Annotated in this window: 10 protein-coding genes; 4 read left to right on the top strand and 6 right to left on the bottom strand. The window is 43.4% G+C overall.

Translation table 11 applies throughout. The features are described 5' to 3' along the window. Positions 1-15: 15 nt before the first annotated feature. A complete protein-coding gene (locus tag BUC17_RS02965; RefSeq protein ID WP_073361455.1) occupies positions 16-1365 on the bottom strand; it encodes an FAD-dependent oxidoreductase in 1350 nt (449 codons plus the stop codon). Positions 1366-1493: 128 nt separating this feature from the next. Here BUC17_RS02965 and BUC17_RS02970 point away from each other — a divergent pair, with 128 nt between their 5' ends. From BUC17_RS02970 to BUC17_RS02985, 4 genes are read left to right on the top strand one after another with little or no spacing between them, the layout of a single operon-like run. After that, the gene (locus BUC17_RS02970; RefSeq protein ID WP_317044500.1) at positions 1494-2156 is read left to right on the top strand and encodes a flavin reductase family protein; all 663 of its coding nucleotides are present in this window, start codon (positions 1494-1496) and stop codon (positions 2154-2156) included. Beyond that, complete coding sequence (locus BUC17_RS02975; RefSeq protein WP_073361459.1) at positions 2146-2289, top strand: DUF2256 domain-containing protein; 144 nt, start codon at positions 2146-2148, stop codon at positions 2287-2289. The genes BUC17_RS02970 and BUC17_RS02975 overlap by 11 nt, the downstream gene beginning before the upstream one ends. Further along, entirely contained in the window at positions 2286-3563 is a 1278-nt protein-coding gene (locus tag BUC17_RS02980; protein ID WP_073361461.1) for a DASH family cryptochrome, read from the top strand. Before BUC17_RS02975 ends, BUC17_RS02980 begins: the two co-directional genes overlap by 4 nt. Further along, entirely contained in the window at positions 3551-5089 is a 1539-nt protein-coding gene (locus BUC17_RS02985; protein ID WP_073361463.1) for a cryptochrome/photolyase family protein, read from the top strand. Before BUC17_RS02980 ends, BUC17_RS02985 begins: the two co-directional genes overlap by 13 nt. Positions 5090-5126: 37 nt before the next feature. Here BUC17_RS02985 and BUC17_RS02990 read toward each other — a convergent pair whose 3' ends face one another. The 5 genes from BUC17_RS02990 to BUC17_RS03010 all read right to left on the bottom strand — a co-directional run bounded on the left by BUC17_RS02990 (position 5127) and on the right by BUC17_RS03010 (position 12082). Then, positions 5127-7517 (bottom strand): penicillin acylase family protein, encoded by a 2391-nt coding sequence (locus BUC17_RS02990; protein ID WP_073361465.1) that lies wholly within the window; start codon positions 7515-7517, stop codon positions 5127-5129. 83 nt (positions 7518-7600) lie between these two features. Further along, positions 7601-8887: a kynureninase gene (gene kynU / locus BUC17_RS02995; protein ID WP_073361467.1), complete on the bottom strand. Its 1287-nt coding sequence runs from the start codon at positions 8885-8887 to the stop codon at positions 7601-7603. A 197-nt stretch (positions 8888-9084) separates the two neighbouring features. After that, entirely contained in the window at positions 9085-10134 is a 1050-nt protein-coding gene (queA, locus tag BUC17_RS03000; RefSeq protein ID WP_073361469.1) for a tRNA preQ1(34) S-adenosylmethionine ribosyltransferase-isomerase QueA, read from the bottom strand. Between the two features lie 86 nt (positions 10135-10220). Further along, positions 10221-11492, bottom strand: coding sequence for a 3-phosphoshikimate 1-carboxyvinyltransferase (locus BUC17_RS03005; RefSeq protein WP_073361471.1), 1272 nt, complete (start codon positions 11490-11492; stop codon positions 10221-10223). A gap of 263 nt (positions 11493-11755) precedes the next feature. Further along, positions 11756-12082, bottom strand: coding sequence for a nucleotide pyrophosphohydrolase (locus tag BUC17_RS03010; RefSeq protein WP_073361473.1), 327 nt, complete (start codon positions 12080-12082; stop codon positions 11756-11758).

Raw genomic sequence — 12082 nt, forward strand, 5'->3', positions numbered from 1 at the left:
GCGCGCCCAAAAAAACTATTGCTTTTGTTGAAGTAGCGCAATGATTTTGGCCTCTACTTCGGGACTATTCCAAATTTCTTCAATGTTGGGCAATTGCATTACCTCTTCCATAATGGCATTTTGGTAATCGCCTATGGCTAGGGCTTCGGCATAGGGTTGCAAGCTAAAGGTCACGCGACTATAGAGGGGCATCCACTTGTCGGGATGTTTATCGGAGAACCATTTTTCGATTTTCTTTTGAAGTAAAAACTGGGCGTCGGCCGTTTTGGCGCTCATTTCCTCAAAGTTTCTTCGAGAGAGTTCGGCGATCGCATCGGCATTGGGTTTGCGGGACTTCTCATAGGCTCTAAAAATCGCATTCCAATCGTCGCCGTATTGCTCGATCATTTGGTTGAGGAGCGTAATATCTTCGAAACCAGCATTCATCCCGTGACCGTAAAAGGGAACAATAGCGTGGGCGGAGTCACCAATTAGCGCCACTTTATCTTCGAAGGTCCACGGATAACACTTCATGATCGCCAAGTAACTCGTTGGATTTTTAAAGAAATTGCTCACCAAATCGGGAATAACAGCGGCGGTATCGGGGAAATATTCGGCAAAGAAATTGACTAATGCCGTTTCATCTTTCAACTGCTCGAAGGAATTTTCGCCTTCAAACGGCATAAATAGGGTACAAGTAAAACTTCCATCGAGGTTAGCCAAGGCCATGAGCATAAAATGACCTCGGGGCCAAATATGTAAAGAATTTTTGTCAATTTTATGCGACCCGTCGGGATTGGCAGGAATATGGAGTTCTTTGTAGCCAATTTTCATGAACTCTTGAGAGTAATCAAACATACTCTGGCGTTGCATGCGGTGGCGAATACGCGAAAAAGCACCATCAGCACCGAAAACTTTATCGTATTTTAAATCGGTCCAAGCTCCTTTTTCGGTGGGTCCCATGTGTAAGGTTGCTTCGGCCAGCGTCACATCCCAAATACGGTGCTCGAAGAAAAATTCAACCCCCGCTTCTTCGGCCAGATCAATCATTTTTCGGTTGAGTACGCCACGGGATAAAGAGAAAATGGCCTCACCTTCTTTGCCGTAGTATTGGTAGTTTATCTGTCCGTCTTTAAGGTGAATCGCACGTTTGTCTACGGGAATTCCAATACTGCGAATGGCATCGTCCAAGCCAATATCTGCCAACGTCTTCCAACCGCGATCGGACATCACCAAGTTAATGGAGCGTCCAGAGAATTCAACCGTACGAATGTCGGCACTACGGTCGAAAACGTGTACAGTATGGCCTTGCTTTTTTAGATAAATCGCTAGGAGTGTCCCGACTAATCCGGAACCCACCACGGCAATTCGTTGTGGCGTTTGCATGGTATGGGTAAAAATGTTAGACAAAAATACTTAATAATATCCGAACGTTACCGTAACAGTAGCGCAAAAATAAAGCAAAACTTAAAATTTGTTTAAACTTTTTAATATTTCATTAAACAAATTTATCTTTGAAGAAAAAAGTAATGAAAGTCTTTACCGCTTCGGACCTTGCCGCCCTATCAAAAGTAGAACGTTTAAACCTCGTCAACAGTTGCACTGGCTACAAATCGGCCAACTTAATTGGTACCCTTTCGCCGGAGGGACATGAAAATGTGGCGGTATTTTCGAGCATCACGCATTTGGGAAGTGACCCCGCGATGTTAGGATTTATCGTACGTCCTACTTCGGTGCCCCGGCATACCTATCAAAACATTAAAGCTACTGGGTTGTTTACCGTAAATCATATTACGGTGGTTCAAATGGAAGCGGCGCATCAAACCTCGGCTGCTTACGATTATGGGGTTTCGGAGTTTGACATGACAGGATTGACCCCGACCTACCGCGAAGGCATTGCGGTGCCTTTTGTTTCGGGATCACCGGTGCAATTGCTTTGCCGTTATTTGAATGAATATCCGATCCATGAAAACAACACCATCCATGTTATTGCGGCCATCGAAGCTATCTATGTAGAGGATACTTTAGTTACGCCTGATGGTTGGTTGCAATTGGACCGAGGAGATGTGGTGGCGATTAATGGTTTGGATGGCTATGCGCGTCCCACCTTACAAGATCGATTTGCATATGCCCGACCCAAAACGCCCTTAAAATCACTTCGCCCCCATGCCTCATAAAAAACCCTTTTTACCCCAAAAAATATGTGTGGTTTGCGGACTCCCCTTTTCCTGGCGCAAAAAATGGGAAAAGAATTGGGAGTCCGTTAAATTTTGCAGTGACCGTTGCCGAAAAAATAAAAATACCCTATGAAACATCTCGTTTGGTTTCGAAATGACCTTCGCACCGAAGATCAATATGCGTTGTGGAAAGCCACACAACAAGCTGAAAAAGTGATTGGCGTATATTGTTTTGACCCACGCCATTTTGCCCTTACCCCTTATGGATTTCCAAAAACGGGTGCCTATCGCGCTCAATTTTTATGGGAGAGTGTTCGCGCGCTAAAACGCAATTTGGAAGCCTTAAACATTCCGCTATGGGTGTTTTATGGCGAACCCGAGACAACGATTCCCGAGTTGGTAAAAACCCACGGCATCACCACCCTTTTCACTACGCATGAATGGACTTCAGAGGAACGTAAAGTCACTGACGCGCTTAAAGTTCAAATGCCCCGTATCGCTTTCCATGAACTTCAAGACGGCTTTTTATTTCACCCTGAGGATATCCCGTATCCTGCCGCCAAAGAGATTCCAGAAATCTTCACGGAGTTTCGTAAAAAATGTGAAAAGCTTTCAAAAATAAGACCGTTGGTCGAACCCAAAGCGATGCCGAAATCGAATTATGAAATAACCCCAGAGCTACCAACTTTGGCCTCCTGTGGCATTACACCTCAATCTGCCGATAAGCGCACGGCTTTCCCCTTTAAGGGTGGCGAAAATAAGGCGTTAGCGCGCTTGGAGGATTACTTCTACACGACCGAAAATTTATCGCAATACAAACAAACCCGCAATGGATTGATTGGCGCGGATTATAGTTCGAAGTTCTCACCTTGGCTTGCCCACGGCTGTATTTCGCCCCGAAAAATCTACTGGGAAGTGCAACAGTACGAAGCAGAAATATGCAAAAATGAAGATACGTATTGGCTCATTTTCGAGTTGATTTGGCGCGACTACTTTCGGTACATTTCTCAAAAACACGGGAACAAAATCTTCCAATTGAATGGCATTGTCAAACAAAAATACGAATGGGAATTTAACGCTCGTAAATTTGAAAAATGGACCCAAGGCAAAACGCCCGAACCTTTTGTAAATGCCAACATGAAAGAATTGGCGGCTACAGGATTCATGAGCAACCGCGGGCGTCAAAATGTGGCGAGTTTTTGGGCCAAAGAATGGGAACAGGATTGGCGTGCTGGAGCGGCTTGGTTTGAATCGTTATTAATCGACTATGATGTACATTCCAATTACGGAAATTGGTTGTATAACTCGGGGGTAGGCAACGATCCGCGCGACCGAAAGTTTAACATTCGCCGTCAAGCGGAAATGTATGATCCAAAAAACGAATACCAGGATTTATGGAATACGTAACCTTACGCTTGATTTTGGGTGACCAATTGAATCTAAAGCATTCGTGGTTTTCTGAAAAAGACCCTTCCGTGTTGTACTTGATGGCCGAAATGCGCCAAGAAACTGACTATGTGAAACATCATATTCAAAAAGTAACAGGCTTCTTTTTGGCGATGCGTAATTTTGCGAAAGCCTTACAAAACCAAGGCCATGAGGTACATTACATTGGCATTACGGAAGAATTGGCTACAAAAAGTTTGCCTGAGATTCTGCAACATTGTTTCGACACCTATACTATTCAACATTTTGAATACCAGCTACCCGATGAATACCGATTGGATGTGCAATTGAAAAGCTTTTGCACAGAATTATCAATTTCGCACCAAGTGGTGGACACCGAACATTTTTATACCACACGGGAAGAATTGGGTCAGTTTTTTGAAGGCAAAAAGCAATTCTTGATGGAGAATTTTTACCGTATGATGCGGAAGAAACATCAGGTGTTGATGGTGGGAAATGATCCTTTGGGCAACCAATGGAACTTTGACCATGACAATCGCTTAAAGTACAAAAATCAGGTTCCCGTGCCTCCCATGGCGGTTTTTCCAAAAAATGTGCAGGACGTTTTGGATGAAATACACCAAGCGGGCGTGCAAACTTTTGGGCAAATCGAACCCCATTTTTTTATTTGGCCGATCAATCGAGAGGAAGCTTTGGAGCAATTGGACTATTTCTGTGAGCATTTGTTGCCTCATTTCGGCGATTATGAAGATGCGATGCATACCGAGCAAGCCTTCCTTTTTCACTCCCGCTTATCCTTTGTACTGAATACGAAAATCGTAAGTCCGAAGGAAGTCGTGGATCGCGTAGTTATGCATTTTTACAAAAATCAAGACACTATCACGCTATCCCAAGTTGAAGGATTTGTACGGCAAATATTGGGCTGGCGCGAATACGTGCGCGGAATTTACTGGCGTCACATGCCCGACTATGCGCAACGCAATGCTTTGGACAATACTTATCCCTTACCCGAAATGTATTGGACCGGGAAAACCAAAATGAATTGCATGCACCATGCCTTGGGCTTAAGTTTACAAAATGCTTATGCGCATCACATCCAACGATTGATGGTCATCGGCAATTTTTCACTCCTCACCCAGCGCCATCCCGATGCGGTAGATGCTTGGTATTTGGGCGTTTATATGGATGCATTGGAATGGGTTGAACTCCCAAACACCCGCGGGATGAGTCAGTATGCCGATGGGGGAATTTTGGCCACCAAACCCTATGTCTCCTCGGGTAGTTATATTCAAAAAATGAGCAACTACTGCACGGGTTGCCACTATGATGTAAAATCCCGTACGGGGGAGCAATCCTGTCCGTTCAACAGTTTGTATTGGAATTTTTTGGATGATAAAAAAGCCTATTTTGCCAAAAACCAACGCATGGCTATGATGCTGAATTTATTGGGAAAAATCCAACCCGAAGAATTGTATGCAATAAAAAAGAGGGCTTCCGAAATTATCGAAAACCCAGACCTATTTTAATATTATAAATTATGAATTATAAATTATAAATGTTGGATTAATTGGTTTTGGGTTTTAACACCAATAATGTTGACGTTGCTTCAATCTCTTTGCGGTTGAGTTTCATTTTTCGGAAACGGCCTTTGACAAAAAGTTCCGCTTGGTCATTGTAGTGCGGACTGGAACGTACCCCCGATTGACCCGTAGGTAGTATACTCACACTATTTTCCACATCAGAAAAATCGATAATACGACGGGTTGAAGGACCCCCGCCCACGTTGTGCTTCCCGTCTTCGGCCAAATAAAACAATAAGTTATTGATGACTTCATTCCCGCCAGGCACCTCGTAAGTTCCCACATTAAATAGGGGTCGTAAGGCCGCTACTTTCCCCAACGGGTGTTGGTGTTCCAATGTATGTACTTTTCCCCAGCGCCAATTTGTATAGTCCGGTCCTAATTGATTTTCTAATGCTTTAATCGCTTCATGAAAGGAACGGTTCATTACTTGATTTCGGGTTTCTTTACTGCCTTTGGTGTTCACATCATCCCACCACGGTGAATTGGGATTGTTACTTTGTCCCGCGACCATTTGTTTGACAATATGCGTTCCCAAGAAAAGGGTAAATCGCTCTTCTCCTAATTCGTCCTGGAAAGTGTTTTTTAAATAAAAATACAACCATTTGTTGTAAATCGTGGGCGCGATATCATAGACGGCATGCGTTCCTTCCCATTGTTGCAGGGTTTCTAAGGCGCTTTTTTCGGTCGCTGTCAGTCCGTTTTTGGGGATACATTTTATCCAATCTTTCACTAAATCAGGATAAATTAAGGACGTATGGTCATTGATCATGCGTTCCACATCGGAACGATCCCAATTGCTTTTGGTGGCCAACAACGACTGAATCCGTTTGGCGCGGTCTTGGGGCAAATAATAGCCGGGATATAAATAGCCGTTTATGGGTTCGGGTTGATTATTAGCCGAATAGACATAATGCCAGTTGGGATTGATCGCATAGGGATTTTCTTCAAAAGGCAAGAAGGTCCGTTGGTCGTCTTTGCCATTCGTTCCATCCAAAATAAAGTTGGGATTTACGCCTTCGGGCATGCGATACAATTTCCCCGACGTGATCCAAGCGATATTATTTTTGGCATCGCCATACATCACGTTCAACCCGGGGGCGTGCACGAGACCTACCTTTTGATAAAAATCATCCAAATTTTTGGCATGACTCAACCCATAGACAGCTTCCAAAATATGATTGGCGTGTTGGGTGTAAATCCACGACATGGTTACCGGATTTTTGGCTTTCAATCCTTTCAACAATCCATTCATTACCGGCCCGTGTTGGGTTGATTGTATGGTCAATGCAACATCGGCGGTGTCTTTTACTTTGATGGTTTTGGTACGAATAACATAGTCGGCATAACCGGATGCTGTTTTGTATTGCATGGCATTTTGGGGATGATTTTCTTCTTGGAAAAAGTCCAAATCATCGTTTTCAAACATAGTCAACCCATACGCATACTCACGGTTATGGCCGAGCAAAGGAAAAGGAGTTCCGGCCAAATAATAGCCGTACATTTCATAACCGGGACAAGAAATGTGTGCTTCATACCATGTGCCCGGTTGGGAGAACATGATATGTGGGTCGTTGGCAAAAATAACCTTGTTGTTCTTGGTTTTTTCGGCACCGATTACCCAGCTGTTGCTCCCGATAAAAGGAGGCACGGGTGAGTTTTCGAGAAGTTCAGTGATTGATTTTGAAATGGCAGCATAATCGTTGGCTTTTCCCTTATAGGATTTCAAACGGGTTTTGGCCAAAGCACCGTCCAGCCCAAAATCAGTTAAGTAGTCCATTCCCCATTCGTCACGGATTTCCGTCAATAACGGGTCGGTTTTTTGCGCCATGGCAAAACTGAAGGACATGAATCCGAAGATGTTGTACATGTCTTTGAGGGTAAATGGAGTCTTTTCAACTCCGATCAAATCAAATTCAACGGGGGTTTTTCCTACCTCCATGTAGTGATTTACCCCATCGATATAGGCTTGGGCCAATTGGTAGGCTTCTGAATTTTTATCCAAAGCCGCTACCGCTTGGGCTGAATTTTCATCAATTCCGATACCGGCAAAGAACTTGTCGTTTTCTAACGCTTTTACCCCAAACAATTCCGACAAGCGTCCGGGAGCAATACGCCGCATCAACTCCATTTGCCACAAGCGATCTTGGGCATGCACATAGCCAAGCGCTCGTAAAGCATCTTTTTGATTTTGGGCATAAATATGAGGCACCCCGTAGTCATCAAAATAGACTTTGGTTTCGTTTGACAAGCCTGCTAGTGACTGTTCGCCTTCGTATTGGGGTGCTTTCGTTTGGAAATAAATATAAATTCCAAGGCAAATAGCCAATACAATCGACAATGCGATTAGTACAATTCGTTTCACTATTTTCATGATAACAAGTAAGATAAACTTTAGTCGTTGGATACAATTATTTGTTTCAACAAAAAAAAAGCCTTAGAGTAAGGCTTTCAAATTTATTGTTTTTGCAAGGCTAAAATTCCCGTTTTCAAAATCTGTCCAAATGCATACATATCTTCATACGAACAATAGAAAGGAGCGGGAGCCAACCGAATTACATTGGGTTCACGCCAATCGGTAATGACGCCATTTTGCATCAAATAATCGAATAAACTTCGCCCTTGTCCATGTAAATACACCGACAATTGGCAAGCGCGTTCATCGGGATTGCTGGGCGTGATGACTTCAAAATCGGCACCGTCCAACTGTTGATCGATATCGTGTAATACAAATTCGAGGTAAGCCGTCAATTGGTTTCGCTTGGCAATCAGTCGTTCCATACCCACTTCATCAAAGAGTTCGACCGATGCCAAATACGGCGCCAATGACAATATGGGCAAATTGCTCACTTGCCAACCGTTGGCACCTTGTACGGGATCAAAGTCGGGTTCCATTTTGAAACGACGTTCTTTATTGTGTCCCCACCACCCTGCAAAACGGGGTAAATTGGTGTGGTGGTGTTTTTCGTGAACAAAACAACCCGAGGCATTTCCAGGCCCAGAGTTCATGTATTTATAACTACACCAAGCGGCAAAATCGACATTCCAGTCGTGCAAGTTCAATTGTATATTCCCCGCAGCGTGCGCCAAGTCGAATCCTACATAAGCGCCTACGGCATGACCGGCTTCGGTGATAGTTTTTAGATCAAACACTTGACCCGTGTAATAATTCACACCGCCCCACAATACCAGTGCCAACTCCTCGCCGACTTCATTGATTTTAGCGATAATATCTTCGTGGCGAATATTGTGTTCGCCCTCACGACGTTTTACCTCAACTATCGCATCTTTTGGGTCAAATCCGTGGACACGAACTTGGGATTGAAACATATATTGATCGGAAGGGAAAGCTTTTTCTTCGCAAATGATTTTGTAGCGTTTGCCTTGCGGGCGGTAAAATGACACCATCAATAAGTGCAGGTTCACCGTCAAGGTATTCATTACCGTCACTTCTGAAGGCAAGGCACCTACAATTTTACTCAGTGGATTGGCAAAACGTTCATGGTAATCCCACCAGGGTTTTTCGGCATAAAAATGTCCCTCTACCGCCAAATTCGCCCAATCATCCATAACCTCTTGTACAAATTGAGCCGCCGATTTGGGTTGCAACCCCAAGGAATTTCCCGTAAAATAAATTACATTTTTACCTTCATGTTGAGGAAAAATAAACTGATCGCGGTACGCACGCAGGTCGTCTTGGCTATCGAGTTGTTGTGCGAATTCACGCGTATTTTGAAATGTCATCGTTTTGTTGGTTTGAAGGGTAAATGTAGTAATCTTGGAGGAGATTTGAAATAGTAATTATGGGTTATGAATTATGAGTTATGAATGAATTGCTGATTATGTAATAGCTTCATCGACACATCGACAAATTGACACATCGACAAATTGCCTTATCGACACATTAAAAAAGGCCTTCATTTCTGAAAGCCTTTTCTACATTATAAGATCAACATCGCGTCGCCATAGGAATAAAAACGATAGCGTTCTTTCACGGCTTCTTCGTAGGCTTTTTTCATTAAGTCATGTCCACAAAAGGCTGAAATCATCATTAACAAGGTTGATTTTGGCGTGTGGAAATTGGTCACCATACAATTGGCAATACTAAAATCATAGGGTGGGAAGATGAATTTGTTGGTCCAACCATCATAAGGATTTAGCGTACGGTTGGATGAAACCGAACTTTCAATGGCGCGCATCGAAGTAGTTCCAATGCAACACACACGGCGTTTGTTTTCGATGGCTTTGTTGACGGTATCACATGCCTCTTGAGAAATGCGTAATTCTTCGGAGTCCATTTTATGTTTGGATAAATCCTCTACTTCAACAGGATTGAACGTTCCTAATCCCACGTGAAGCGTAACTTCAGCGAAGTTGATACCTTTGATTTCAAGACGTTTCAACAAATGCTTTGAAAAGTGCAATCCCGCAGTGGGAGCTGCTACGGCGCCTTCTTCTTTAGCGTAGATGGTTTGGTAACGTTCGGCGTCCTCTTCGGTAACCTCACGATTGATGTATTTAGGAATCGGCGTTTCTCCTAATTCCTTCAATTTATACCGGAATTCTTCGTAGGAACCGTCGTATAAGAAACGAAGGGTACGTCCACGGGAAGTGGTGTTATCGATAACTTCAGCCACCAATGAATCGTCATCGCCGAAATACAATTTATTCCCGATACGGATTTTACGGGCAGGATCGACCAAAACATCCCATAGGCGTTGTTCCGCATTTAATTCGCGCAACAAGAACACTTCGATACGCGCTCCTGTTTTCTCTTTGTTTCCATACATACGCGCTGGAAACACTTTGGTATTGTTTAAAATCATCACATCGCCATCATCAAAATAGTCGATAATGTCTTTAAACAATTTATGTTCGATTTGCCCAGTGCTGCGGTGAACCACCATTAAGCGCGACTCATCGCGGTTTTCAGCAGGAAATTCGGCCAGTAACTCTGGAGGTAAATGGAAATTAAAATGGGATAGTTTCATCTTTTTATAGCCTTTAGATTACATTATTTTGCCTCACGGCAAACGGGTGCAAATATACTATCCGTAAAAGGGGGTTGTCAAGTAAATTAGGATTTATTTTCCGACATTTTCCCTGAAATCCCTACCTGCGCGAGATCGCTCCAAAAAGTGGGATATGATTTTGAGACCACTTCGGCATTTTCAATGTGTATAGGCACACGAAGCGCTAATGGTGCAAAGGCCATGGCCATTCGATGGTCTTGATATGTTGCTATGGCCACATTGGGAATTAGGTGGGTTGACGATTCAAGATGTAAGGTATCAGCAGTGGTTTGGATTTGTCCCCCTAGTTTTGAAATCTCTTGCTGCAGGGCTACTAACCGGTCGGTTTCTTTAATTTTAAGCGTATGCAATCCGGTCAATGTACATGAAATCCCGAGTCCTAAACAAGTCACCGCAATGGTTTGTGCGATATCGGGAGCTCCAATTAAATGGGCTTCAAAATGGGAGGTTGTGGGAGGTGATACTTTGGTGAGACGAAGGCGAAAATGGGGTAAAAATGTGGTCGCTACCCCTAATTTTTCGTACAAGGAAATCAAAACTTGATCGCCTTGTAAACTATTGGGACGGTAGCTCGACAACGTAACTTCGGCACCCACATCCGATAAAGCGATGATACTATACCAATAGGAAGCCGAAGACCAATCGCTTTCTACGGTAATCGACATCGAAGCACTTTCATTTGGTGGAGCCATCATGGGGTACACCCGAATCTGATTTCCTTCAAACGAACTAGTAACACCGATTTGTTGTAGTAAAGCTAAGGTCATTTGAATATACGGAATTGACGTAATTTCACCTTCCAACGTCAGTTCGATACCCCTTTCCAAACTGGGAGCAATGAGTAGAAGGGCTGAAATGTATTGGCTGCTGACATGGGCGGGTAAACTAACTTTATCCTGTGATACCTTTTTCCCTGAGATTTTCAAAGGCGGAAAACCATTTTGTTCCGCATAAGTTATGTCGGCACCAAGTTGTTGCAGCGCTTCGACGAGAATTTGAATTGGACGTTCTTTCATTCGCGATGACCCTGTAAGCAAAACTTTTTTTCCTTCTTGAATAGCAAAAAAAGCGGTGAGAAATCGCATGGCTGTCCCTGCATGATGCACATCAATCACAAGTTCATCCTGATTTTCGACCCGTAATTTCTGAAGAGCTTGCATCATAACGTCCGAGTCATCGGAGTTGGAGGTGTTTTCCAAGTGTAAAAACGGATATAACGCTTGGAGCAAAAGGAGTCGGTTGGTTTCTGACTTAGAACCGGTTATGGCAATTTCTTTTCCCGGGATTAATGTCGAATGCAGTAAGTGGTTAGTCATGTAGCGAGTCAAATTTGAATCCAATGCAAGGCGTTATGCGTACGAGTTGTGAATTATGAGTTATGAATTATGAGTTATGAGTTATGAGTTGAAAATAACTAACTCACCTAGAGGCTAGGAGTCTAGTCACTAGTTACTAATTACTAGTTACTAGTTACTAGTTACTAGTTACTAGTTACTAATCACTAATCACTAATCACTAATCACTAATCACTAGTCACCAGTCACTAACCTGCCTGCCGGCATAGGCAGGTCACTAGTTCCTACTTCAGCTTCTCGTTATTGTGATGGCGATCGTGGTCACGTTTTGTTTTCAAGTCCATTTTTTTATCAAATGCGGCTTGCAAATCGACCCCTGTCTGATTGGCCAAACAGAGCACGACAAATACAACATCGGCAAGTTCTTCGCCGAGATCTTTATTTTTGTCACTTTCTTTCTCCGATTGTTCGCCATAGCGGCGTGCAATGATACGGGCTACTTCTCCGACTTCTTCGGTGAGTTGCGCCATATTTGTGAGTTCGTTAAAATAGCGAACCCCATGATTTTTTATCCAATGATCGACGTCGAGTTGGGCGTTTTTTAGGTTCAT

It is taken from the genome of Flavobacterium fontis (assembly GCF_900129405.1).
GTDB classification, from domain to species: Bacteria; Bacteroidota; Bacteroidia; order Flavobacteriales; family Flavobacteriaceae; genus Flavobacterium; species Flavobacterium fontis.

Bases quoted from the DNA above. Each gene is read 5' to 3' on its own strand.
- BUC17_RS02990 (WP_073361465.1), bottom strand. From the start codon at position 7,517: ATGAAAATAGTGAAACGAATTGTACTAATCGCATTGTCGATTGTATTG.
- BUC17_RS03010 (WP_073361473.1), bottom strand. From the start codon at position 12,082: ATGAACCTAAAAAACGCCCAACTCGACGTCGATCATTGGATAAAAAAT.
- BUC17_RS02975 (WP_073361459.1), top strand. From the start codon at position 2,146: ATGCCTCATAAAAAACCCTTTTTACCCCAAAAAATATGTGTGGTTTGC.
- kynU (WP_073361467.1), bottom strand. From the start codon at position 8,887: ATGACATTTCAAAATACGCGTGAATTCGCACAACAACTCGATAGCCAA.
- queA (WP_073361469.1), bottom strand. From the start codon at position 10,134: ATGAAACTATCCCATTTTAATTTCCATTTACCTCCAGAGTTACTGGCC.
- BUC17_RS02965 (WP_073361455.1), bottom strand. From the start codon at position 1,365: ATGCAAACGCCACAACGAATTGCCGTGGTGGGTTCCGGATTAGTCGGG.
- BUC17_RS02980 (WP_073361461.1), top strand. From the start codon at position 2,286: ATGAAACATCTCGTTTGGTTTCGAAATGACCTTCGCACCGAAGATCAA.
- BUC17_RS02985 (WP_073361463.1), top strand. From the start codon at position 3,551: ATGGAATACGTAACCTTACGCTTGATTTTGGGTGACCAATTGAATCTA.
- BUC17_RS03005 (WP_073361471.1), bottom strand. From the start codon at position 11,492: ATGACTAACCACTTACTGCATTCGACATTAATCCCGGGAAAAGAAATT.